This window comes from Micromonospora sp. B9E7, from assembly GCF_039871815.1.
In the GTDB taxonomy this organism is placed as follows: domain Bacteria; phylum Actinomycetota; class Actinomycetes; order Mycobacteriales; family Micromonosporaceae; genus Micromonospora.
In genome coordinates this window covers 170,429-193,964 of sequence record NZ_JBDPLX010000005.1, presented here as the reverse complement: position 1 = coordinate 193,964, position 23,536 = coordinate 170,429, and the positions used below count along the sequence as shown (strand labels likewise).

24 protein-coding genes are annotated in these 23,536 nt (G+C 72.0%); 12 read left to right on the top strand and 12 right to left on the bottom strand.

Features of this window, described 5'->3' with window-relative positions:
* Positions 1-138 precede the first annotated feature (138 nt).
* From ABGB10_RS10115 to ABGB10_RS10095, 5 genes are all read right to left on the bottom strand, one after another.
* A complete protein-coding gene (locus ABGB10_RS10115; RefSeq protein ID WP_347660610.1) occupies positions 139-801 on the bottom strand; it encodes a DUF5701 family protein in 663 nt (220 codons plus the stop codon).
* A gap of 65 nt (positions 802-866) precedes the next feature.
* Positions 867-1,628 carry a LytTR family DNA-binding domain-containing protein gene (locus ABGB10_RS10110; protein ID WP_347660794.1) on the bottom strand — a complete coding sequence of 254 codons (762 nt, stop codon included), beginning with the start codon at positions 1,626-1,628 and terminating at the stop codon, positions 867-869.
* A gap of 23 nt (positions 1,629-1,651) precedes the next feature.
* Entirely contained in the window at positions 1,652-2,878 is a 1,227-nt protein-coding gene (locus ABGB10_RS10105; RefSeq protein ID WP_347660609.1) for a histidine kinase, read from the bottom strand.
* Positions 2,879-2,917: 39 nt separating this feature from the next.
* Complete coding sequence (locus tag ABGB10_RS10100) at positions 2,918-4,489, bottom strand: sugar transferase (RefSeq protein ID WP_347660793.1); 1,572 nt, start codon at positions 4,487-4,489, stop codon at positions 2,918-2,920.
* A gap of 263 nt (positions 4,490-4,752) precedes the next feature.
* On the bottom strand, positions 4,753-5,613 hold the full coding sequence (locus tag ABGB10_RS10095; RefSeq protein ID WP_347660608.1) for a DNA-formamidopyrimidine glycosylase family protein: 861 nt from the start codon (positions 5,611-5,613) through the stop codon (positions 4,753-4,755).
* Positions 5,614-5,637: 24 nt separating this feature from the next.
* On the opposite strand from ABGB10_RS10095, the gene ABGB10_RS10090 reads away from it, so the two are divergent.
* On the top strand, positions 5,638-7,026 hold the full coding sequence (locus ABGB10_RS10090; protein WP_347660607.1) for a glycosyltransferase: 1,389 nt from the start codon (positions 5,638-5,640) through the stop codon (positions 7,024-7,026).
* Positions 7,027-7,634: 608 nt separating this feature from the next.
* On the opposite strand, the gene ABGB10_RS10085 is transcribed toward ABGB10_RS10090, so the two are convergent.
* The 5 genes from ABGB10_RS10085 to ABGB10_RS10065 form a co-directional block, all read right to left on the bottom strand.
* Positions 7,635-8,357: a CDP-alcohol phosphatidyltransferase family protein gene (locus ABGB10_RS10085; protein ID WP_347660606.1), complete on the bottom strand. Its 723-nt coding sequence runs from the start codon at positions 8,355-8,357 to the stop codon at positions 7,635-7,637.
* Positions 8,332-9,399 carry an iron-containing alcohol dehydrogenase family protein gene (locus ABGB10_RS10080; protein WP_347660605.1) on the bottom strand — a complete coding sequence of 356 codons (1,068 nt, stop codon included), beginning with the start codon at positions 9,397-9,399 and terminating at the stop codon, positions 8,332-8,334. The genes ABGB10_RS10085 and ABGB10_RS10080 overlap by 26 nt, the downstream gene beginning before the upstream one ends.
* Positions 9,387-10,118 carry a phosphocholine cytidylyltransferase family protein gene (locus ABGB10_RS10075; protein WP_347660792.1) on the bottom strand — a complete coding sequence of 244 codons (732 nt, stop codon included), beginning with the start codon at positions 10,116-10,118 and terminating at the stop codon, positions 9,387-9,389. Before ABGB10_RS10075 ends, ABGB10_RS10080 begins: the two co-directional genes overlap by 13 nt.
* A gap of 148 nt (positions 10,119-10,266) precedes the next feature.
* Positions 10,267-11,034, bottom strand: coding sequence for a hypothetical protein (locus tag ABGB10_RS10070; RefSeq protein ID WP_347660604.1), 768 nt, complete (start codon positions 11,032-11,034; stop codon positions 10,267-10,269).
* Complete coding sequence (locus ABGB10_RS10065) at positions 11,031-11,483, bottom strand: NUDIX domain-containing protein (protein ID WP_347660603.1); 453 nt, start codon at positions 11,481-11,483, stop codon at positions 11,031-11,033. The genes ABGB10_RS10070 and ABGB10_RS10065 overlap by 4 nt, the downstream gene beginning before the upstream one ends.
* A 109-nt stretch (positions 11,484-11,592) precedes the next feature.
* On the opposite strand from ABGB10_RS10065, the gene ABGB10_RS10060 reads away from it, so the two are divergent.
* From ABGB10_RS10060 to corA, 4 genes are all read left to right on the top strand, one after another.
* Positions 11,593-11,985, top strand: a complete 393-nt coding sequence (locus tag ABGB10_RS10060; protein ID WP_347660602.1) for a CBS domain-containing protein — start codon at positions 11,593-11,595, stop codon at positions 11,983-11,985.
* An 83-nt stretch (positions 11,986-12,068) separates the two neighbouring features.
* Positions 12,069-12,527, top strand: a complete 459-nt coding sequence (locus tag ABGB10_RS10055) for an ester cyclase (protein ID WP_347660601.1) — start codon at positions 12,069-12,071, stop codon at positions 12,525-12,527.
* 106 nt (positions 12,528-12,633) lie between these two features.
* Positions 12,634-13,728 carry a PLP-dependent aminotransferase family protein gene (locus tag ABGB10_RS10050; RefSeq protein ID WP_347660600.1) on the top strand — a complete coding sequence of 365 codons (1,095 nt, stop codon included), beginning with the start codon at positions 12,634-12,636 and terminating at the stop codon, positions 13,726-13,728.
* A gap of 333 nt (positions 13,729-14,061) precedes the next feature.
* Positions 14,062-15,210 carry a magnesium/cobalt transporter CorA gene (gene corA, locus ABGB10_RS10045; RefSeq protein ID WP_347660599.1) on the top strand — a complete coding sequence of 383 codons (1,149 nt, stop codon included), beginning with the start codon at positions 14,062-14,064 and terminating at the stop codon, positions 15,208-15,210.
* Between the two features lie 92 nt (positions 15,211-15,302).
* On the opposite strand, the gene ABGB10_RS10040 is transcribed toward corA, so the two are convergent.
* Positions 15,303-16,079 carry a hypothetical protein gene (locus ABGB10_RS10040; protein ID WP_347660598.1) on the bottom strand — a complete coding sequence of 259 codons (777 nt, stop codon included), beginning with the start codon at positions 16,077-16,079 and terminating at the stop codon, positions 15,303-15,305.
* Between the two features lie 84 nt (positions 16,080-16,163).
* On the opposite strand from ABGB10_RS10040, the gene ABGB10_RS10035 reads away from it, so the two are divergent.
* Entirely contained in the window at positions 16,164-16,694 is a 531-nt protein-coding gene (locus tag ABGB10_RS10035; protein ID WP_088987147.1) for a peptidylprolyl isomerase, read from the top strand.
* 100 nt (positions 16,695-16,794) lie between these two features.
* Positions 16,795-17,706 carry a rhomboid family intramembrane serine protease gene (locus ABGB10_RS10030; protein ID WP_347660597.1) on the top strand — a complete coding sequence of 304 codons (912 nt, stop codon included), beginning with the start codon at positions 16,795-16,797 and terminating at the stop codon, positions 17,704-17,706.
* Positions 17,707-17,798: 92 nt separating this feature from the next.
* On the opposite strand, the gene ABGB10_RS10025 is transcribed toward ABGB10_RS10030, so the two are convergent.
* Positions 17,799-18,224, bottom strand: coding sequence for a PH domain-containing protein (locus tag ABGB10_RS10025; RefSeq protein WP_347660596.1), 426 nt, complete (start codon positions 18,222-18,224; stop codon positions 17,799-17,801).
* 198 nt (positions 18,225-18,422) lie between these two features.
* On the opposite strand from ABGB10_RS10025, the gene ABGB10_RS10020 reads away from it, so the two are divergent.
* The 5 genes from ABGB10_RS10020 to ABGB10_RS10000 all read left to right on the top strand — a co-directional run bounded on the left by ABGB10_RS10020 (position 18,423) and on the right by ABGB10_RS10000 (position 23,526).
* Positions 18,423-19,595, top strand: coding sequence for an acetyl-CoA C-acyltransferase (locus ABGB10_RS10020; RefSeq protein ID WP_347660595.1), 1,173 nt, complete (start codon positions 18,423-18,425; stop codon positions 19,593-19,595).
* Positions 19,596-19,649: 54 nt separating this feature from the next.
* Positions 19,650-20,663 (top strand): aminoglycoside phosphotransferase family protein, encoded by a 1,014-nt coding sequence (locus ABGB10_RS10015; RefSeq protein WP_347660594.1) that lies wholly within the window; start codon positions 19,650-19,652, stop codon positions 20,661-20,663.
* A 111-nt stretch (positions 20,664-20,774) separates the two neighbouring features.
* Positions 20,775-21,287 carry a hypothetical protein gene (locus ABGB10_RS10010; protein ID WP_347660593.1) on the top strand — a complete coding sequence of 171 codons (513 nt, stop codon included), beginning with the start codon at positions 20,775-20,777 and terminating at the stop codon, positions 21,285-21,287.
* Positions 21,288-21,374: 87 nt separating this feature from the next.
* Positions 21,375-22,067 (top strand): response regulator transcription factor, encoded by a 693-nt coding sequence (locus ABGB10_RS10005; RefSeq protein WP_347660592.1) that lies wholly within the window; start codon positions 21,375-21,377, stop codon positions 22,065-22,067.
* A 28-nt stretch (positions 22,068-22,095) separates the two neighbouring features.
* On the top strand, positions 22,096-23,526 hold the full coding sequence (locus ABGB10_RS10000; RefSeq protein ID WP_347660791.1) for a HAMP domain-containing sensor histidine kinase: 1,431 nt from the start codon (positions 22,096-22,098) through the stop codon (positions 23,524-23,526).
* Positions 23,527-23,536 lie beyond the last annotated feature (10 nt).

Genomic DNA, 23,536 nt, shown 5'->3' with positions numbered 1-23,536 from the left:
GGCGACCGAGCAGGCTCCGCCCGCTCCGATCCCGTGCCCCGTACGTGAATCGGTGTCAGGAGGATAGGTCACGGGCGATGACTGCGGGGTGCCCGGCCGGCTGGATCCGCACGACCGGGCATTTCTTCCCGTGGATGCTCAGTCCAGGCCGATGCGCTCCGGCCGGGCCGAGGCGGAGCCGAGCCAGGTGTGCGGATTGCCGTACCAGCACCAGCCCAACTTCGGTGCCCCCTGACTGATCCAGAGCGCCGGCACCCGCTTGTCGCCGCACCGGGAACCGACGAGCGAGAAGCACCTGTTGCTCGCCAGCGCGGCGGGGTGCAGCGTGACGAAGGCCAGCCCTTCGTCGATGGTGAGCGGTAGTCGACCCTGGGCGGTGATCCCCTCCATGGCCGTGGCCGGGGCCAGGTTGCGGAACTCCTCGCCCCGGTCGACGTCGAAGAGCAGGTACGCGGGTCCGGCCGGGACCTCCAACTCCTTGATCGGGTCGAAGCGGGGCAGGTCGTCCTCGGCGTAGTTCCGGTCGAGGACGCCGGGCTTGCGCTTGCCGGCCAGCGTGGTGAGCCCCAGCCGTTCCGGCACCGCGACCAGCTCCCGGGTGATCACCAGTAGGAACGGCACCCGTGCGTCGGTGGGGGCGGGCAGCCCGGCGGCGCCGTCGACCGCCCTGGCCCGCAGGGGCGCGACCAGGTCCCGGAAGGCGGTCTCGGACAGCTCGGCCAGGGCCGGGTAGCCCAGTTGCACCAGGTTGTCGACCTGACGGTCGAACTCGGTCTCGGCGTCGAACGGGGTCACGGTCACGGCAGCCTCCGGGAAGTCGTACGGACTAGCGTACAACGTACGGTAGGCGCCGTTCCATTCCCGGGTCAGCGATTCCAGTCCTGCTTCGCGGCCCTGACCAGCTTGTCCTTCAGCTCCCGGGTGTGTCGCCGGCTCACCGGCAGCTCGGTGCCGTCGATCACCACGACATAGCCGGAGTTGACCAGCCGCAACTCCGCGATCAACTTCAACTGCACCAGGTACGACCGGTGCACGCGGACGAAACCGGCATCGGCCCAGCGCTCCGCCAACGTGGCGAGCGAGACTCGCACCAGGTGCGACCCCTCCGCGGTGTGCAACCGGGCGTAGTCCCCCTGCGCCTCCACCCACCGCACCGCCGAACGGGGCAGCATCCGAGTGGTGCCGGCCAACTCGATGGGGATGGTCGGGTCCTCCTCGGCGCGGGCCATCGCCGCCGGGTGCGACGGCACCACCCGCGACCCGATCACCCGACGCAGGGACTCGGCCAACCGGTCGGCGCGCACCGGTTTGCGGACGTAGTCGGTGGCACCCAGGTCGAAGGCGTCCACCGCGCCGTCGTCGTACGCGGTGACGAACACGATCGCCGGCGGCCGGGCGAACCGGCGCAACACCCGGGCCAACTCCATCCCGTCCAACCCGGGCATCCGGATGTCCAGGAAGACCACGTCCACGTCACCGTCGCGGAGCAGCCGCAGCGCCTCGGTCGCGTCGCCGGCGGTGTGCAGCCGGGCCACCCGGGGGTCGGCCCGAAGGTGGTACGCCAGCTCGTCGAGCGCGGGCGGCTCGTCGTCCACCGCCAGCACCCGGAGGAAACCGGACGCGTTCACCGCAGCCGTCCCGGTGCGCTCGCTCACGACCCTGCCCGTACGCCCGGGTGGAACTTCGGCACCCGCATGCTCACCTTCGTGCCCGAGCCCAGCCCGGTCTCCACGACCAGGCCGAACCGGTCGCCGAAGACAGAGCGCAGCCGCTCGTCGACGTTGGAGAGACCGACGTGCTGGCCCGTGTCGTCGCCCGGGTCGCCGGTGCCGCGGGCCAGCTCGGCGATGCCGGCGGTCAGCGTGGTCGGATCCATTCCCACTCCGTCGTCCTCCACCGTGATGTGGCATTCGGCGCCCGCGTCCCGGGCCTCGATGCTCACCATGCCCGTGCCCGGCTTGCGGGACAACCCGTGGCGGACCGCGTTCTCCACCAGCGGCTGGAGGCAGAGGAACGGCAGCGTCACCGGCAGCACCTCCGGGGCGATCTGCAACCGCACCTGCAACCGGTCGCCGAACCGGGCCCGCTCGATGGTCAGGTATCGGTCGATGGAGCGCAACTCCTCAGCCAGGGTGGTGAACTCGCCGTGCGCCCGGAACGAGTACCTGGTGAACTCCGCGAACTCCAGGATCAGCTCCCGGGCCCGCTCCGGATCGGTGCGGACGAACGAGCCGATCGCGGTCAGCGCGTTGTAGATGAAGTGCGGGCTGATCTGCGCCCGCAACGCGCGGATCTCGGCGCGGGCCAGCCGCTCCCGGGACGAGTCCAGCTCGGCCAGGGCGAGCTGGTTACCGGCCCAGTGCGCCGTCTCCAGGGTGGCCTGCACCAGCCCCGGGGGTGGTGGGCTGTCGGCCACGGCCACCAGCGCGCCGACCACCCGACCGTCGGTCCCCTGCAACGGCGCGACCACCGCCCCGCGGATCGGGCAGTCCACCCGGTCGCAGTGCAACTCCTGCTCGCCGAGCACCGTCGAGCGGCCGGTGTCCACCGTCCGCTGGGCCGCCGCGAGCAACTGCTCGCCGTGGTGCGTGCCGCGCCCGTCGAGGGCCAGCAGCCGGTCGGTGTCGGTGATCGCCAGCCCGACCGCGCCCACCAGGGCCCGCAGATGACGTACGGCCTTCGCCGCGCCCGCCTCGCTCAGCCCCGCCCGCAGCGGCTCGGCGGCCAGGCCGGCGGTGTGCAGCACCTCGTAGGTGGCCCGCTGGGTGGCGGTGGCGATGCCCCGGCGGGCGCGCAGTCGCAGCACCGCCAGCAGGGCAGCGGTCAGCGCGGTGACGAGCGACACGACGCCGACCACGGCGGAGAGGTTGGCAGCCACGCAGCGATCCTTGCCCCTGCGCGCCGGCGCGCCAAGCCCCTAGTACGCGCCCTTGCGAGCGAGCACCACCCCGACGGTGCGCCACAGAATGCTCAGGTCGTACGCCAACGACCAGTTGTCGACGTAGTAGAGGTCCAGTCGGACCGACTCGTCCCAGGACAGATCGGAGCGGCCGGAGACCTGCCACAGCCCGGTCATGCCGGGGCGGACCAGCAGGCGGCGGCGTACGTCGCCCAGGAAGTCGCCGTCGTCGGCCGGCAACGGGCGGGGCCCGACCAGCGACATCTCACCCCAGAGCACGTTGATCAGCTGCGGCAGCTCGTCCAGCGACGAGGCCCGCAGGAAACCGCCGACCGGGAAGACCCGGGGGTCCTGCTTCATCTTGAACAGCATGCCGTCGGTCTCGTTGCGGTCGACCAGGCTGGCCAGTCGATCCTCGGCGTCGACGTACATGGTCCGGAACTTCCACACCCGGAACGTGCGTCCCTCGTGCCCCACCCGGGGCTGACGGAAGAACACCGGCCCACGGTCGGAGATCTTGATCGCCGCGGCGATCGCCACGAAGAGCGGGACCAGCAGCAGCAGACCGAGGCCGGCGGCGACCCGGTCCATCAGGTTCTTGGCGAGCAGCGCGGGACCGGAGAGGGTCGGCTCCTCGACGTGCAGCAGCGGCAGGCCCTCGATCGGCCGGATGTGCACCCGGGGCCCGGCGATGTCGGTCAGCTGCGGCGCGACGACCAGGTCGACGCCGGAGCCCTCCAGCTGCCAGGCCAGCCGGCGCAGCTCGCCCGGCTCGGCGCTGGCCGACCCGCAGACGGCGATGGTGTCCCCGCCGACCTCACGGACCAGGGCCAGGACGTCGCGTCCGGCGTACACCGGAACCGGGGTGGGCATCCCGCGGGCCGCCGCGTACCCGTCGGTGATGTGGATGGCGACGGGCACCAGCCCGGCGGCCGGGCTGCGGGTGACCGCCGCGTAGACCTCCAGGCACTCCGGCAGGGTGCCGACCAGCACCATCCGGTGGGCGGCCTGGCCGGCCCGACGCCGGATGTAGTGCAGCGCCCAGCGGGCCACGAACCGGCCCCAGAGGATCAGCAGCGTCGCGCCGAGCAGCGCCGTGCCCACGGTGAACCGGGAGAGCTGGGTCACGGTGGAGAAGGCGAGGAACGAGACGCTGGCGGCCACCGTCACCGAGGCCCGGATCACCCGCTTGAACTCGTCCGGGCCGAGCCCCAGATAGCGCCGGTCGTACGCCCGGTTGCTCCAGAGGATCACCACCCAACCGAGCGGCAGCAGCAGGTAGGACACGGTGTGGAACCACGTCGGGTCCTGTTGGGTGCCGGAGAACCCGGAGGCGGCCTGGTCGAACAGCTGGATCGCGATCCAGCTGGCGAACGCCGCCGCACCGAAGTCGAGCACGAGCAGGATGGCGATGTAGGGGCGGTGCCAGCGGGAGACACGGCGACGCGCCCTCGTCCAGGCCGACCGGGGGACGCCGTTGTGTGACGGCGGCGCCGGCGGCTGGATCTCGAAGCTGTCGACGTGCCGCACGAGTCTGCTCCGGCCTTCGTTGGATACCGGGCGCTGGAGGCTTGCCGTCACCTCACCCATGTCCTCCCGCATGACACGGGCCGCTCACTCGGCGTGAGGGCCCGGGTCGCCCACCGTCCCAGTCTCCCACGCGGGCTCCGACCGGTCGCGCCCCGAAGGAGATTGGCGACCGATGGTGCCGGCGGGATCTGGCCGGCTCCGCACCATTTCAGAAGCCGGGGACCGGGCCACTATACCGATGGATGCGCGCCTGGCGAGAACGGCGGACCGGAGCTTCCGCTCAGGAAGGCCGATTCCGCTCCGTAGTCGTCGAGTGGAATTACTCACCGTACGAGGCGGGACAACCGTCGGTCAGCGAGGGGTTTGCCGCCCGTCTGGCAGGTCGGGCAGTACTGCAGGCTCGAATCGGCGAACGACACCTCCCGCACGGTGTCCCCGCACACCGGGCAGGGCAGCCCGGTGCGGGCGTGCACCTTCAATCCGGAGCGCTTCTCGCCCTTCAGCTCCGCCGCCCGCTGACCGAGGGACCGCTCGACCGCGTCGCCGAGCACCTGCCGGGTGGCCGCGTGCAGGGTGGCGACCTGGGCGTCGCTGAGCCGGTCGGTGATCGCGAACGGGGACAGCTTCGCGGCGTGCAGGATCTCGTCGGAGTAGGCATTGCCCACCCCGGACAGCACCGACTGGTCGGTCAGCACCCCCTTGACCTGCCCCCGCCGGCTACGCAGCCGCTCGGCGAAGGTGGGTAGGTCCGCGGCGAGCGCGTCCGGGCCCAACTTGGCCACCCCGGGCACCGTCGACACGTCGGTGACCAGGTACGCGGCCAGCTTCTTCTGGGTGCCGGCCTCGGTCAGGTCGAAGCCGGAGCCGTCGTCCAGGCGTACGCGCACCGCGATCGGGCCCTTGCCGGGACGCAGCGGAGTGGTGGCCGGGAACGCCTCCCGGTAGTGCAGCCAGCCCGCCCGGGCCAGGTGCACCACGAGGTGCAGGTCACCCTCGAAGAGCACGTCGAGGAACTTGCCGTGCCGGCTGGCATCGACCACCGCCCGACCAGCGACTGCGGTCGGTGCCGGTTCGTACGTCTTCAGGGCGCTGATAGCGGCGATCTCCAGCCGGTCGACACGCCGCCCCACGGCGCGCTGCCGCAGGTAACCCGCGAGCGCCTCAACCTCCGGTAGTTCGGGCACCAGCCAACGGTAGCCTTCTTTCCCGTGAGAATCGTCGTGGCGCACAACCGGTACCGGGAAGCACAGCCCTCCGGCGAGAACACCATCGTCGACTCGGAGATCGCCCAGCTCACCGCCGCTGGCGTCGAGGTGCTGCCGTTCATCCGCAGTTCGGACGAGATCCCGTCGATGTCGAAGGCGGCGAAGGCCCTGCTGCCGATCTCGCCGATCTGGGCTCCGCGCGCCCAGCACGACCTGAGCCGACTGCTCACCGAGCACCGACCGGACGTTCTGCACCTGCACAACCCGTACCCCCTGCTGTCGCCGTGGGTGGTGCGGACCGCGCACCGCCACGGCGTGCCGGTGGTGCAGACGGTGCACAACTACCGGCAGGTCTGCTCCTCGGGGATCTACTTCCGCGACGGCATGATCTGCCAGGACTGCAAGGGTCGGGCGTTGGGTGTGCCGGCGATCAAGCACCGCTGCTACCGCGATTCGGCGGCCCAGAGCGCCCTGATGGCGACCACCCTGGCCGTGCACCGGGGCACCTGGCGCTCCGTGGACCGGTACGTCGCGCTCACCTCGGCGATCGCCGATCACCTCCGCGACTACGGCATACCGGACGAACGCATCGTTGTGAAGCCGAACTCGGTGCCCGACCCGGGCCGGCCGACGCCGCTGGGTGACGGGTTCCTCTACATGGCCCGACTCAGCCCGGAGAAGGGCGTCGACCTGCTGCTGGACGCCTGGCGGCGGCACCCGGTGGGCACGCTGGGCACGTTGCGTATCGCCGGGGACGGCGAGCTGCGCCCGCTGGTGGAGTCCGCCGCCGCCGAGCGGCCCGACGTGGTCTACCTCGGTCAACTCGACCGCGCCGGGGTGCGGGCGGCGGTCGAGGCGAGCGCGGTGGTGATCGCCGCCTCCATGTGGCACGACGTGCTGCCGACCGTGATCATCGAGGCGTTGGCGAGCGGTCGGCCGGTGCTCGGCACGGCGCTCGGGGGAATTCCGTACCTGCTCGGGGCCGACGCCCCGCATGAGCCCGCCGGCACCGGCCCGGCCGAGAACGCCTCCGCCGTCGCCTCGCCGGTCCCGTCGGAGATCGCCTCGCCGGTCGCGTCGGAGGTCGCCTCGCCGGTCGCGTCGGAGGTCGCCTCGCCGGTCGCGTCGGAGGTCGCCTCGCCGGTCGCCCCCGGGGTGGCCGAGGGCGGCGGGTCGCCCATGCCGGCCGGGGTCGGGCTGGGCGACGCCGGCTGGGTCGTCGCCCCGGAGCCCGCCGCGCTCGCCGCGGCCCTGCCGGTCGCCCGGGCCGGTGCGTCCGGGCTGGCCCTGGCCGCTCGCGCCCGCTACGAGCGCACCTTCCACCCCGACGTGGTCACCAAGCAGCTCATCGACATCTACGCGGGCGTGGCCCGCACCGCCACCCGCGCCTGAACCGCGTCCCGCTCAGCGATGCCTAGCGTCGGCGATGCTTGGCGTCGGCGGTGCCTGCTCGGCGGTACTTGGCGTCGGCGGTGCCTGCTCGGCGGTGCCTGGCCGGCGGTGCCTGGCCGGCGGTGCCTGGCCGGCGGTGCCTGCTCGGCGGTGCCTCGCGCCGCGTGGCCGAATCTGGTCAAGATCGCGCTCGATCCAGGATCTAGTGGTCTCGCAAGAGCGAGGAGGCCCCTACTTCCTGGATCGAGCGCGATCTTGACCTGGCGTGTCGCCTCGGGGTGGCGGAGCGGGTGGGCGCAGCGATCCAGCCCGGAAAGATCCGCACAACATCAGGGAAGTTGGGGTCTCCCAGGCGTTGGAGGCAGCAACTTCCCGCAAGTTGTGCGGATCTTGCGCGTCCGCGGGCGGGCGGGTCCGGCGCGGCGCGGCGCGGCACGGCACGGCACGGTGCGGGCGCGCGGTGCGGGGACGCGCGGGGCGGGCGCGCGGGGCGGGCGCGCGGCGCGGCGCGGGGCGGGTCAGCGCGGGGCGGCGCCGGGCGGGTCAGCGCGGGGCGGCGCGGGGCGGGGCGGCGCGGGGCGGTGCGGGGCGGGGCGGTGCGGGGCGGGTCAGCGCAGGGAGGCGCGGGCGGAGAAGGCGATGCTCGCCAGCAGGAAGCCGCCGTTGACGATGGTGAACGCGACCATCACCCAGAGGACCAGCGCGGGTGCCACGGCCAGCACCAGGGCGGCCACGAAGATCACCGCGCCGTAGTCGCGGACCAGCTTCACCAGGCGGACCGGCAGGGAGGTCGAGGTGACCATGCTGGCCGCGTTCGGGCCGGACTGCATCACCGACGTGACCAGGTTGACCATCCAGGTGCCCGCGAAGGTCGCCACCAGCCAGGTCGGGGTGGACGGCTCCTGCGCCACCGCGGTGGCGGCCAGCGCGGCCACCAGGGCGATCTGCGCGGCCACGTCGCAGAGGATGTCGATGCGGGCGCCCGCCGCACTGCCCTGGTCGGTCACCCGGGCGAGCTGCCCGTCGGCGCAGTCCAGGGAGTACGCCACCTGCCAGCCCACCAGGGCGAGCAGGCCGACCATCCAGGCCGGTACGTCGCCGGCGGCGACCGGGCCGGCGAGCGCCACCACGGTGACCGACGTGGCCAGCCCGAGCACCAGGTTGGCGAGGGTCAGCGCCGTCGGGCGCAGCCCGAGCCGCTGGGCGACCAGCGCGAAGACCGCGCCCAGCCACTGACTGATCGACTCGCTGAACAGGCCGCCGCCCCGGTTCACCCGGTGGAAGTCGGCGACGGTGGGACGGGGGTCAGCCAAGCTGGTCGCGGATTGCACCGGCGTAGTCTGCCAGCCGCTCGCGCGTCTCGGTAGGCGACAGTGCCAGGTGCTCCAGGATGGTGTACCGGTCCGGGCGGGTGCGCGGCGCGAATTGCACCGCCTCGACGAACTGGTCGTCGGTGAGCGCCACCTCGGCGGGAAGTCGGGGCAGCCCGTGCCGGGCCAGGCAGGCCGACATCTCCCCGAAGCGGCGCAGATCCCCGCGCAGCCAGGTGCAGAACAGCGCGCCCAGCCCGGCCAGCTCGCCGTGCGAGGCGGTGCCGGGGAAGAGCGAGTCGACCGCGTGCATGATCTCGTGGCAGCCGCCGCTGCACGGGCGGCTGGTGCCCTCGACCGCCATCGCCAGGCCGCTGGAGATGAGCGCCTCGGCCAGCACGGTGACGAACGCGTCGTCGCCCATGTCGCCCGGGTGGTTGAGCACCGCCTCCGCACCTGCCCGGGCCAGCGACGCGGCCAGGCCGTCGACCGGCTCGCCGCGTACCTGGCGGGACAGCTCCCAGTCGGCCAGCGCGCTGATGTTGCTGATCACGTCACCGATGCCGGCCCGGTTGTGCCGGTCCGGGCCGCTCTCCACGAAGTCCAGGTCGACGATCACCGCGATCGGGATGTGCACCCCGTAGGAGCCCTTGATCCCGTCGGTGATCAGGCTGGCCACCGGGGAGGCGATTCCGTCGTTCGCGAGGCTGGTCGCCACCGACACCATCGGCAGCCCGCGCCGGGTGGCCGCGTACTTGGCGACGTCGATGGTCTTGCCGCCGCCGATGCCCACGACCGCGTCGTACGACCGGGTGCGGAGCTTGCCACCGAGATCGTCGGCGGCGTCCAGCGTGCCCCCGGCGACGGTGAACACGTCAGCGGTCCGCAGTGACGGTCGGATCAGCTCCGCGATCTGGGCACCCTGGCCGGGGCCGACCACCACCGCGACGTCACCGCCTGAGGAGATCCGGCCGTCGGCGAGGATCGCGGCCAGGTCGGCGACCGCCCCACGTCGCACGTCGATGTGCAGCGGCGTGAGGACGCTCCGAGCTAGTAGCGGCACGCGATCTCCCGCGCGCGGGCCAGGTCGGCGTGGTTGTCGACCTCGACCCACGGGACGTCACCGATCGGCGCCGCCCGGACCTCGCCACCCCGGTCGGAGAACTCCTGGTAGCCGTCCTCGTAGTAGAGGTTCGGGTCCCGCCGCCAGGTCGCTTCCAGCGCGTCGGCGAGGGCGTCGGCGATCTGCGGCTCGATCAGCGTGGCACCGATGTACTCCCCGTACGCCTCGCCCGGGTCCATGATCTTGGTGATCCGGGTGAGCTGGCCGGCGGCGTCGAAGGTGGTCTTCATCTCCTCCTCGGCCAGCGGCTTGAGGGTGTCCACCGCGAGCAGGATGCCCGGCCCGCGCTCGGCGAGCAGGGTCTTCTCCACACTCACCGGGTGCACGGTGTCCCCGTTGACCAGCAGAACGCCGCGTGCGAAGTACTCCCGGGCCAGCCAGAGCGAGTACGCGTTGTTCCACTCCTCGGCCTTGTCGTTGTGCACCAGGGTGATCGTGACCCCGTACTTCTTCTCCAGGTCGGCCTGCCGCTCGCGGACCGCGTCCGCCGCGTAGCCGACCACGATCACGATGTCGGTGAGCCCGACCTCGGCGAGGTTGCCCAGCGCGATGTCCAGGATCGTGGTCTCGCCGTCCACCGGCACCAATGCCTTGGGCAGGGTGTCGGTGTACGGACGCAGCCGGCGTCCAGCTCCGGCCGCGAGCACCATTCCGATCATCGCGACATCCTCCCTCGTCCTGCTGCCCGTCATCGGTGGAGGATAGCGCCGGTCGGTCGGCCCGCTCTGGTCAACCGGGCAGCCGGGTGACGCCGCCAGGTCGGCGAGCAGGGTCAGCCGGGTGACGCGGCCGGGCCGGCGAGCAGGGTCAGCCGGGCAACGCCGCCAGGTCGGCCAGCAGGGTCAGTCGCTCCTCCGCGCCGAGGGCGGCGTACAGGCCGGCCGCCCGTCGGTCGGTCTCCAGCTCGATGGCGGTCCGCTCGGGACCGGCCGGCAGGGCGGCGACGCTGGCTGCGGTGTGCCCGGCGGCGGCCCAGGCGGCGGCGTGCGCGTCGGCCCGGTGGTAGCGCAGCGTGCCGAGCCGGTTGAGCAGCAGCACGCCCGACGGGGTGCCGTCCGGCTCGTACGGAGGCGCCATCGCGGTGAAGGCGGATCCCGGGTGGTCTGCCTCCTCGTCGGCCAGCACAAGGGCGTACGACAGCAGCCGCCCGAGGGCCGTCACCATCCGGGTCACCCGCTCGTCGTGTCCGGCCCACAGTTCCTCGGTGACGTCGGCGTGCACCTGGTACAGCTCGCTCAGGAAGGCCGCCCCGCGCTCGCTGGCGGAGAGCGTGCCGTCCGCGCCGCGGTGGAGCATCCCGTACGCCACCTGTTTGTCCAGTGCCCGGCGGCAGGAGACCGGGTCCTGGTACCGGGTGATCGCCGCGAAGCCCGGGCCGTCGACGCTGCCACCGGGTGCGGCCAGCCGGGTGCGCAGGTCGACCAGGAATCCGGTCGCGGCCATCCCGCCGTACTTCTGGGCCAGAACGGCGCCGCCACCGTCGCGACCGGCCAGCATGCCGGCGCGGAAGACCCGGTCCACGGCCGGGGCGAGCAGCCCGGCGATCCGGTGTGGCGCCAGCCCGACGCTGTTCACCGACCGATCGACCGCAGGGCGGCGAAACCCTCGTCCGCGATGCGTCGGATCAGCCCGTCGTTGACGTCGCGGTGCTCGTCCAGCACGGTCACCTCGTGCTCGGCGAGCCAGCGGTACCCGGTGTGCTTGCCGGCCTCCAGCCTCGGGTGGTCGAGGTCGCCGTCGACGCGGACCAGGAAGTCGTACTCGATCCGGGTGAGGCCGTCGTCGCCCACGTAGGTGTACTCGCCCACCTGGTCGAGGACGTGCGAGAGGAACCAGCCGGTCTCCTCGGTGATCTCCCGGCGAAGCGCCGTGTCGATGTCCTCGCCGGGTTCCAGGTGGCCGCCGACGATGTCCCAACAGTTGGGGAAGAGACGTCGGTGGGGTGAGCGTCGCTGGAAGAAGATGCGGCCGTCGTGGTCGACGATCAGCGCGCCGGCGCAGCGCAGGGGCTCGGTGGACACCATCCGACAGTAGCGAGCGTTCGTATTGTGCCAAGGCGCGGCCTTGTCCCGGAAACATCCACCGACGACCATGTCCCTACCGGATGCCACCGTCCCAAGGGAGTGATGTGTGATGCAGGTACGGGATGCCATGTCCAGCCAGGTCCTCGTCGTCGGCCCGGAGCACACGCTCCGCCAGGCGGCCCGGATGATGTCGGCCCGCGGTGTCGGGTCGGCGGTCGTGATCGACCCCGATTCCGAGGGGGTCGGGATCATGACCGAACGCGATGTGTTGAAGGCCGTCGGCGCGGGCCTGGACTGTGACGTGGAACGCACAGGTGCCCACCTGACCTGGGACGTGGTCTACGCCGGGCCGGAGTGGACGGTGGCCGAGGCGGCTGCGGCGATGGCCCGGGGCGGCTTCCGGCACCTGGTGGTGCTGGACGGTCGGGAGGTGGCCGGCGTGATCTCGGTCCGGGACATCATGCGGGTGTGGGCGGAGAGCCAGGCGGCCGTCACGACCTGACCGGGTGAGGGTTGCCGGGCCGAATCGACGGGTAAGCATCCCTTGCGGGCGCGGAGAGGCCGTCACCCGCAGGGGAGGGCCCGATGCGTGACGCGGAGCGCCTGGTCGAGCAGCAGTACGCCATGCTCCTGCGTCGGGATGTGGCCCGTCTACCGGATCTCTACGCCCCGGAGGCGTTCTACGCCATGCCGGGCGTGACGGTCCGACCGATCGAGCTGCCCGCACTTCTGCGCACCTGGACGGGCGCCTTTCCGGACCTTCGGGTCGACGCGCTGGGCGCGGTTCGCACCGGCGGTGGGGCCGCCGTCGAGCTGCGTCTGACCGGCACCCACACCGGCACGCTGCACTCGCCGTACGGCACCGTCGCGCCGACCGGTCGGCCGGTGAGCTGGGAGGTGGCCGACGTGGTCCGGGCCCGCAAGGGTCGGATCACCGCCTGGCGTTCCTACTTCGACTGGAGTCAGCTCCTCGACGCGCTCGGCGTGCAGTTTGAGGGGCTTTCCCGGGTGGCGCACCACGACGCGCTCGCCCTTCCGGTCTGAGTTGTCGCCGACCGGGGGAGTCGGGTCACCCGTCCCGGTGGCTCAGGATGCGGACATCGCCGTGCCGTCCGCGCGCCCCCCGCCGCCGCCCGTACGCTCAACATCCATGACCGCCGAGCAGTTGATCTCCTTTGCCCGTGGGGCTCCCTCGCTGGACATCGTCGATGTCGAGGGGCTCAAGGCCGCCGCCGTCCGCGCCTTCGACGCCGACCCCGCGGGGGTGACGGCGTACGGCACCTCCGTCGGTTACCTTCCGCTGCGAAAGTGGATCGCCGAGAAGCACGGGGTCGAGGCCAACCAGGTGCTGGTCACCAACGGGTCGCTCCAGGCCGACGCGTTCCTCTTCGACCACCTCGTCCGCCCCGGTGACGCGGTGGTGGTGGAACGCCCGACGTACGACCGGACGCTGCTCAACCTCCAGCGGATGGGCAGTGAGCTGCACGGCATCTCCGTCCAGCCGGACGGCCTCGACACCGCCGAGCTGCGCAAGCTGCTGGAGTCCGGGGTCCGGCCCCGGCTCGCGCACGTGATCCCGAACTACCAGAACCCGGCCGGCATGACGCTCTCCCTCGAGAAGCGTCGGGAGTTGCTCGACCTGGCCGCCGAGTACGAGTTCACCATCTTCGAGGACGACCCGTACGCGGACATCCGCTTCCGTGGCGAGGCGCTGCCGTCGATGCTCTCGCTGGACACCCGCAACGTGGTGGTGCACGCGTCGAGCTTCACCAAGACGGTCTGCCCGGGTGTCCGGGTCGGATATCTGGTCGGCCCGGCGGACCTGATCGCCGACATCGCCAAGAACGCGACAAGCCTCTACATCTCGCCCGGGATGGTGTCGCAGGCGATCGTGCACCAGTTCTGCGTCTCCGGCGACATCGACCGCTCGATCGAGACGGTACGGGCTGCGTTGGGCGAGCGGGCCGAGGTACTCGCCGAGTCGTTGCGCCGGCACCTGCCGCAGGCGCGGTTCGTGGAGCCCGACGGCGGCTACTTCCTCTGGGTGGAGTTCCCGGAGGACGTGCTTGTCGACCGGCTCGCACCGGCTGCCGCCGAGCGCGGGGTCGCCGTGGTCAAGGGCAGCGACTTCGTGCTGGACGGTGGGCGGCACGCCCTTCGACTGGCCTTCTCGGCGGTGACCGCCGATCGGATCGACGAGGGTGTCCGTCGCCTCGCGGATGCCGTCGAGGCCGTCCGCAGCTGAGGCAACTGTCGGCTTCCTGACAGAACGACGATGCCGGCCGTCCCGGGACTCCCGTCCGGGCGGCCGGCGGCCCACAATGCTGCGAGCGTCACTCGTGTTACGTCGCGGAGATCACCGCCCGACCCTCCCCGGGCTGGCCGCGACCCGGGTGACGCGGCAGCACAACCTCCCGCCCCCACGGGTGCCGGGTGGGCCGTGTCGTCCCCGCACACCCCCCGATGCGGCCCGGCCCGCCCGGCACCACCCCCAAGGGCCTACGCGACCGCCGTCACACGTTCCTCGACCGCAGTCGGCGTAGCCTGCAAGCCGCAGCCGAGCGCGGGAGGTGACGCGATGACGGATCGGACAGAGCGGGACCGGACGGCACCGTCGACCACCGGTCGGGTGTTGCGACCCCGGGCGTGGCCCTCCCCGGTGCGGGCGATGACGCGGATCCTGCACACCGAAGGCATGCCGCCGGTGTCGACCCCCGCCGACACCGGCCGCAGCTCGGTGGTCGACTGCGCGCTCTACGTCGACGGCAAGCGGCAACCCGGCGACTGGACGTACGCGGAGGCTCTGACCGCGGCCCGCCGCGAGGAGCACGGCTTCGTCTGGATCGGTCTGCACCAGCCGGAGTTGGCCGAGATGACCGCCATCGCGGAGACCTACGGTCTGCACGAGCTGGCCGTCGAGGACGCCGTCAAGGCCGAGCAGCGTCCCAAGCTGGAGCGGTTCGGCGAGGTCGTCTTCCTGGTGCTGCGCACGGCCAGGTACTGCGAGCACGCCGAGCTGACCGAGAACTCCGAGGTCGTGGAGACCGGCCAGGTGATGCTCTTCATCGGCCCGAACTTCGTGATCAGCGTCCGGCACGGCGACGCCTGCCGGCTCGCCCCGATCCGTGCCGACCTGGAGACCAAGCAGGATCTGCTGCTGCACGGCCCGTGGGCGGTGGCGTACGGCGTGACCGACCGGGTGGTGGACCTCTACCTGGAGGTGGCCGAGCAGATCGAGGACGACCTGGACGTGCTGGAGGCCGAGGTCTTCGACCGGCACGGCCACGGTCGGATCCAGCGGATCTACCAGATGAAGCGGGAGTTGGTGGAGTTCAAGCGGGCCGTGGTGCCGTTGCAGCGGCCGCTGATGACGTTGACCTCGCAGGTCAACCGGGACGTGCCCAAGGAGGTCCGGCGCTACTTCCGGGACGTGCAGGACCACCTGAGCCGCACCGTGGAGCAGGTGAACTCCTACGACGACCTGTTGAACTCGATCCTCCAGGCGCGGTTGGCGCAGGTCACCGTCGACCAGAACAACGACATGCGCAAGATCGCCGCGTGGGCGGCCATCGCCGCCGTCTGGACCTCCATCGCCGGCGTCGAGGGCATGAACTTCGACAACATGCCCGAGCTGAAGATGACGTACGGCTATCCGGTGGCCCTGGCCCTGATGCTCGGCGTGTCGCTGGCCCTCTACCGCTGGTTCCGGCGCAACGGCTGGCTCTGACCACCAGCGGGAGCACGGCGCGCCGGTACGGGTAAGCGCCGGCGAGCGGGGTGTCCCCCGCCTCGCCGACGCTCGACGCCTGATCGCTGGGGTCAGCGACGCCCGTTGGTGCGGGCGGTGTCCTTGCCCAGGGCCTTGGTGAGGTCGTCGGTCGGCCGACCGGAGACGTCCTTGGCGCCCTCGGCGACCGACGGGACCTTGTCGGTCGGGCGGATGCCGGTCTGCTTGGCCGTGCCGGTGGTGCTGGCGTTGGTGCCGCCGGCCACCGCCGAGCTGCCCGCGCCGGTCATCCCCGCCGCGCCGGTCATGGCGGACCCGTCGCTTCCCTTGGTGGCGGACGGCGTGCGTACCTCGATCGAGTCGACCTCGTCGCGCATCGGCTCCAGGTTGCGGGTCGGGTCGTACTCGGCCCACTCCTGCTGCTCCCGCCGACGGCGGAGCGCGACCGCGCCGGCCAGTCCGGCGACGACACCCGCCGCCAACAGGCCGGTCATCATCGAGCCGCGACGGCGCGGCTGCTTCTTCTTACCGGTGATCCGCATGGTCTTCGACTTGGCCTTCCTGGTCAGCGGCCCTGCCTGCGCGGCGCCGTCACGGGCCGCCGCCGCCAGCGGCGCCAGCGTGGTGAGTGTCGTCCCCCAGCCGGTCGACGCGCGGTCGCGCACCTTCGCGGCGGTCGGTGCCACGTAGCTCCGGGCAACCTGGACCCGTGGGCCGACGGTCGCGCCAGCGCCCGTGGCGGCGTGGTTGGCTGCCTGCATCAGGTGGCTGATGCTCTGGTTCAGCTCGGCCCTCGCCAGCTGCCCCTGGGACTTGCGCCGCCCGAATCCAAACACGGTCCTACCTCCTGGGAGTTGTTCCTTCGTCATCCTCCACCTTCGGATGCCTCCGCGATGCCAGATCGGGCACATGGGAGGATCCGCATGGAACTGACCAACGAGTGAGGAGTACCCGTGGCCGAGGCTGTCTACGCCACCCTGCACACCAACGCTGGCCCGATCCGGCTGGAGCTCTTCCCGAACCACGCGCCGAAGACGGTCCGCAACTTCATCGACCTGGCCGAGGGCAACCGGGAGTACACCGACCCGCGCACCGGTCAGCCGGGCAGCGGGCCGTACTACGACGGCACCATCTCGCACCGGGTGATCAGCGGGTTCATGGTCCAGATGGGCGACCCGACCGGCACCGGTCGGGGCGGGCCGGGCTACAAGTTCGCCGACGAGTTCCACCCGGAGCTGCGCTTCGACCGGCCCTACCTGCTGGCGATGGCGAACGCCGGACCGGGCACCAACGGTTCGCAGTTCTTCATCACCGTGTCCCCGACGCCGCACCTCAACAACCGGCACACCATCTTCGGGCAGGTCGCCGACGAGCAGTCGGTGAAGGTCGTCGACTCGATCGCGAACACCCCGACCGGCCCGAGCGACCGTCCGCTGCAGGACGTCGTCATCGAGCGGGTCGAGATCGAGCGGTCTGCTGCCTGACCGACCGGCGAGGTACCTTTGCTCGCATGATTGAGCGCTCCGGAGCACCGCACCGGCCGGCGCCGGTGGTTCGCGCGGCGGTGGACGGCGGGTCGGCCCGGTGAGCGAGTCGCCGCCGACCACGCCGGTCTGCTACCGGCACCCCGGCCGGGAGACCTACGTCCGGTGCACCCGCTGCGACCGGCCGATCTGCCCGGAGTGCATGCGGGATGCGTCGGTCGGGCACCAGTGCCCGGAGTGCGTCAACGAGGGGCGTCGCAGTGTCCGGCCGGCGCGTACCGCCTTCGGTGGCGGTACGGCTGGCCGGCACGGCTATGTCACCAAGGCATTGATCGCCGTGAACGTGCTGCTCATGCTGCTCTCCATCGCCTCCGACCGAGGCGGGGACGCGGCGGCGGGCGGTTCCGGCTTCGGCGGCCTGATGGGCGGCCCCACCCCGCTGACCAACTGGGGGTCGGTGCTCGGGCTGGCGATCCTCCCCGACGGCACGCTCGGTGGCATCGCGGACGGTCAGTGGTACCGCCTGGTCACCGCGATGTTCCTGCACTACGGCGTGATCCACCTGCTGCTCAACATGTGGGCGCTGTGGGTGCTCGGCCGGTCGCTGGAGGCCAACCTCGGCCCGCTGCGCTTCGGTGCGCTCTATCTGGTCGGCGGCCTCGGCGGCAACGTGGCCGCGTACCTGTTCAGCGCCCAGAACTCCACCACCGTCGGGGCGTCCACCGCCGTCTTCGGCCTCTTCGCCGCGCTGATCATCATCGAGCGGAAGATGGGCCGGGACATCTCCCAGGTGATCCCCATCCTGGTGATCAATCTGGTGTTCACGCTGACCGTGCCGGGCATCTCGATCCCCGGGCACCTCGGCGGTCTGGTGTTCGGCGCGCTGATGGCGTTGGTGCTCGCGTACGCGCCGCGTGGTCGTCGCACGCTGGTGCAGGTCGTCGGTGGCGCGATCATCCTGCTGATCCTGGTCGGCCTGGTCCTCGTCCGCACGGCACAGCTACTCGGCTGACAACTCGATCGAGATCTTGGAGGGAAGGTGCCCCCGGAGGGGCGGTTTCCTTCCAAGATCTCCGGGCGTCAGGAGCGGCGCGATCTCGGGCGTCAGGAGCGGCGGGCGGCTCGTAGCTCGGTGGCCACCTCCTCCGGGGTGGTGCCCAGGTCGTATCGGCCGAAGAGGTGCAGTGACTCGCCCGTGTCGATCTCCAGGACCTCGGACGTGAGCCCCAGTCGCGGTCGCCGGTCCACGGTGATCGCCTCGATCTCCGGCCAGGGCAGCCGTCGGCGCCCAGCGAACCCGCGGATGACCGTGAGTCCAGCCGGATCCACCGCCAGTCGGACCGGTGCGATCAGATCGCGTGCCGCCCAACCGGCCAGCGCGGCGGCGGCCAGGGCGGCCAGCACCAGCCGCACCGAGTCGCCGTCGGCGAAGAGCAATCCGAGCGCGATCAGCAGAACCGCACCGGCCAGCTTCGCCGCCGGCAGGCCCGCCGGCACCCGCCACTGCCGGACCGGGGAGATCTCATCCACCCGCCCAGCATGCCAGCGGATCGCCGGATCGCCGCCCCCCGCTGACGTCGATCATGGAGTTGTGGTGCCCCATATATGGTGCGAAGTGGGAACTTCTGCCCACCACGACTCCATGATCGACGCCGGAGGGTCTGGGGGCGGACGACGGGTCGATTGACGACGTAGGATCGGGGCAGCCCAAGTTACCGGGGAGTAAACATGAGTGACGCGGTCATCGTCGGCGCGGTACGTACCCCGGTCGGGCGGCGTAAGGGCAGCCTCGCCAGCGTCCACCCGGTCGATCTCTCGGCGCACGTGCTGCGCGCCCTCGCCGAGCGCACCGGGCTCGACCCGACGCAGGTCGACGACGTCTTCTGGGGCTGCGTGTCCCAGGTCGGGGAGCAGTCGTGGAACATCGCCCGCAACGGCGTGCTCGCCGCCGGCTGGCCCGAGACGGTGCCCGGCACGACCCTGGACCGGCAGTGCGGCTCCAGCCAGCAGGCGCTGCACTTCGCGGCCGCGACGGTGCTCTCCGGCCAGGCGGACCTGGTGGTCGCCGGCGGTGTCGAGTCGATGACCCGGGTGCCGATGGGCTCCAGTGTGGCCGGCGGCATGCCGTTCAGCGACCAGCTCCGGGGCCGGTACCGGGGTGTCGAGGGCTTCGCCGACGACGCGCCCCTGCCGTTCAACCAGGGCGTCGGGGCCGAGCTGATCGCCCAGCGGTGGCGCCTCTCGCGTGCCCAGCTCGACGAGTTCGCGCTGGCCAGCCACGAGAAGGCGGCCGCCGCGCAGGACGCCGGAGCGTTCGACCCGGAGTTGACGCCGGTGCCGCTCGCCGACGGGGGCAAGTTCGCCGCCGACGAGGGCATCCGCCGGGACACGACCTTGGACAAACTCGGTGAACTCGCCACCCCGTTCCGCGCCGACGGCGTGGTGACCGCCGGGTCCGCGTCCCAGATCTCCGACGGCGCCGCGGCCCTCGCGGTGACCACCTCCGAGTGGGCCAGCCGGCACGGCCTGCGGCCGCTGGCCCGGATCCACACCGCCGTGGTCGCCGCCGACGACCCGGTCACCATGCTCACCGCCCCCATCCCGGCCACCGCGAAGGCGCTGCGCCGCGCGGGGCTGGGCATCGAGGAGATCGGGGTGTACGAGGTGAACGAGGCGTTCGCCCCGGTGCCGTTGGCGTGGTTGGCGGAGACCGAGGCGGACCCGGAGCGGCTGAACCCGCGTGGTGGGGCGATCGCCCTCGGCCACCCGCTCGGCGGCTCCGGTGCCCGGATCATGACCACCATGCTCCAGCACATGCGGGACAACGGGATCCGCTACGGCCTGCAGACCATGTGCGAGGGCGGCGGCATGGCCAACGCCACGATCGTCGAGCTGATCTGACCGGTTGGGAAAACGTCTCGCCCCCGCCCGGGAGGGCGACCTAAGGTTCCCAGCGTGACGACGATCGCCGGTGCGCCCGCCCCCGACTGGTCCAGCGAGCAGTGGCAGGTGCGGGCCCGGTCCTGGGTGGACGCGCAACTGAGCCGCGCCGGCCGACGGGTGACCGGGTTGGTGGAGCCTCGGGTGCGTCCGTGGTCACTGGTCTGGCGGGTGCCCACCGACGACGGCCCGGTCTGGTTCAAGGCCAACAACCCGGGCACGGTGCACGAGGCTGTTCTGGTCGCGATGCTCGCCGAGCTGACGCCCGAACGGGTGCTGACCCCGATCGCGGTCGACCGGGAGCAGGGCTGGTCGTTGCTGCCCGACGGTGGTGAGTCGTTGCGCGACGTGCTGGGGCGCGACCCCGACCTTTCGCATTGGGAGCGGGCGCTGCCCGGGTACGCCGCGCTGCAACTCGCCACCGCGCCGCGCGCCGACGAGATGGTCGCCCTGGGCGTGCCGGACCACCGCCCGGAGGTGCTGGCCGGGCTGCTGGTCGAACTGCTCGACGATCATGGTTCGCTGCTGATCGGTGCCGAGGGTGGGCTCAGCCAGGACATGAGCGAGCGGCTGCGGGCGGAGCTGCCGTCGTACGCCGAGCGGTGCCGCCGGCTCGCCGACATCGGGATTCCGGCCACCGTGCAACACGACGACCTGCACGACGGCAACGTCTTCGCGGGCCCGGACGGATACCGCTACTTCGACTGGGGCGACGCGTCGGTGGCCCACCCGTTCGGCACGCTGCTGGTGACCCTGCGCTCCATCCGGTACGCCAAGAAGCCCGCAGCCGACGACACCCAGCTGGCTCGGTTGCGCGACGCATACCTGGAGGCGTGGACCGACCGGTACGACCGCCGGACCCTCGTGGAGGCCGCCGACCTCGCGATCGACCTGGGTCCGGTGAGCCGGTCGCTCTCCTGGCGTCGGGCCCTGGACACGCCCGACGAGTCGCGTGCCGAGTACGCCGACGCGGTGCCCGGCTGGTTGGAGGAGCTGTTCGCCGCCGACCCGCTCCAGCCCGATTCCTGACCATGATCCGTCCGAGTCGGAAGTCGGACACCCAGTGCGACCCGTGGCGTGGAACTTCCAAAAATCCGCCGTGACCCACGTCACCCCGTCGAGGACGTCGTTGGGCAGGTCATGGACGTCTTCTCCCGAACGTTCCTTCCGGCCGCCGCCGAGGCTGGCCTGGCCGTGCAGACCGTGAGCCGGCACATGCCGGTCTTCCGGCGCTGCGTCGGCTCCGGTGACGCCACCATCCTGGTCACCCGTTGTAGCCGCCCCGACCGCCCGGTCACCGGCGACTACCTGCTGCTACTCACCCACCGTCGCCTGGTGGTGACCCAACAGACCCGACTCCTGCACCGACTGCGCCTGCACCTCAACACCGAGTTGCGCGAGCTGAGCAACGTGACCTGGAGCCCGGACCCACGGCTGCAGTCCGTCGAGATGGCGGCCACCGCGATCGACGGGATCCGCGAACGGTTCCTGATCCGGACCAGCCACCCGAAGCAGGTGTGGCAGCTCGACGCGCTGCTCAACCACGCGTTCCGGACCCGCCTGCGGGTGCCACGGGAGCGAGTCGTCGCCACCATCAGCGACACACCGGCCACCGCGCGGCCCAGCGCGTTCCGTCCGGCCCCGGTGAGCTGACCGCCCACCGGGCTCCTTGCGTCGCTCTTACCTAACTCGAACACGCACCGATCGCGGAGGGCCCACCGGGTCGGGAATCATGGGCCGGTGACCGTCGAACCGCCCCATCGCGGGCTCGTCCTCGTGGTCGAGGACGAGCCGGCCATCGCCGACCTGGTCCGGCTCTATCTCATCCGGGACGGGTTCGGCGTCCACCTCGAACGGGACGGTGCGGCCGGCCTGAGCGCCGCCCGCCGGCTACGTCCGGTGGCCTGCGTGCTGGACATCGCGCTGCCGGGCCTGCCCGGCACCGAGATATGTCGTCAGCTGCGCGAGGCTGGTGACTGGACACCCGTCATCTTCCTCACCGCCCGCGACGACGAGGTGGATCGGATCGTCGGCCTGGAGCTGGGTGCCGACGACTACGTGACCAAGCCGTTCAGCCCTCGGGAGTTGGTCGCCCGGGTGCGGGCGGTGCTGCGCCGTTCCGCCGGTGGCCCGGAGGGTGCGGAGCGGCCGCGCGTGGTCGGCCCGGTGACGCTCGACCCGGCCCGCCGAACGGTCAGCGTGGGGGGCGCGCCAGTGCAACTCACCTCCACCGAGTTCGACCTGCTGGCCCACCTGATGGCCCGGCCCGGCCGGGTCTTCACCCGGGAGGAGCTGCTGGCCGGGGTCTGGGGATACGCCGCGCACGCCGGCACCCGGACCGTCGACGTGCACGTCGCCCAGGTACGGGCGAAGCTCGGCCCGGCCAGCGTGATCCGCACCCACCGCGGCGTCGGGTACGCGGTCGATGCCTGACCGTTCCGGGCGCGTCGAGTCGCCGACCATGGCCCTGCCGGTGGTCGGCACCGGCCCGCCGTCCGCACCTCGGCGTGTCCGCTTCGGCCGTACGCTGACCGCCCGGGCGGTGTTCGTCACCTGCGCGGTGGCGCTGGTGTCGGTGCTGGTCACCGCGATCGTGGCGGTGCCCTTGGCGATCCGCGGAGCGGAGCAGCGAGACCAGGACGCGCTCGCCGCCCAGGCCCGGCTCGCCGCCGAGGTGCTCCGGACCCGCCTCGACCGGGGGCGCAGCACCGACGAGGAGCGGCTCATCCAGCAACTGCGCAACCAGGGCATCGACGCGTACCTGATCCGACGCGGGACGGTCGACCGACCGGGCCTGCCACCTCGGGTGGTGCAGCGGATCGAGCAGGGCCGCAACGTGTCGGTCCGGCGCGTCGTCAACGGGGAACGTGCCATGGTCGAGGGTCGGGCGCTGCCCAACGGCAACGGCGTGGTGCTGTCCCGTCCCTCGGCCGACGGGCTGTGGGCGCAGGTGCTGCGCGGCCTCTGGTTGCCGCTCCTGGCCGGGCTGGCCGCCGGTGTGGTGGCCGGTCTGCTGCTGGCCCGCCGGCTGGCCCGGCCGATCCGTGTCGCGGCCACCGCCGCCGCCCGGCTCCGCGCCGGGGACCGGGCCGTCCGGGTGCCGGTCGAGCCCCCGGACGAGGTCGCCGACCTGGCCGAGGCGTTGAACGGTCTGGCCGGCGCGCTGGCCACCAGCGAGGGACGGCAGCGGGAGTTCCTGCTGTCCGTCTCGCACGAGCTGCGCACCCCGCTGACCGCGATCCGGGGGTACGCCGAGGCGCTCGCCGACGGGGTGCTCGGCGTGGACGACACCGTCGACACTGGTCGGACCATGCTGGTCGAGGCCCAACACCTGGACCGGCTGATCGGGGATCTGCTGGCGCTGGCCCGGCTGGAGGCGGCCGACTTCCCCCTCGAACCGGTGCCGGTGGACCTGACCCAGTTGGCCGTGGACGCGGAGCCGACCTGGTCCGGCCGGTGTGCGGCGGTGGGGGTGCCGTTCCGGTTGGAGACGCCCGGTCGACAGGTGCCCGCGTACACCGATCCGGGTCGGATCCGGCAGGTGCTGGACGGGTTGCTGGAGAACGCGCTGCGGGTCGTACCCCCGGGGTCGCCGGTGGTGCTCGCGGTCCGGCCGGCGGGCGCGGACCCGGCCGCCGGCGGTGTGCTGGAGGTTCGCGACGGCGGGCCCGGCTTCACCGACGACGACCTGGCGGTGGCGTTCGAACGCGGTGCGCTGCACGAACGGTACCGGGGGGTGCGCAAGGTGGGCAGCGGGTTGGGGTTGGCGTTGGCCGCCGGATTGGTCCGCCGGCTGGGCGGGGAGATCGCCGCCGGGCACGCGCCGGAGGGCGGCGCCGCCTTCACGGTCCGGCTGCCCGGTGATCCTTACCTGACCCGAACATCGGCCTGACGCTCCGCTC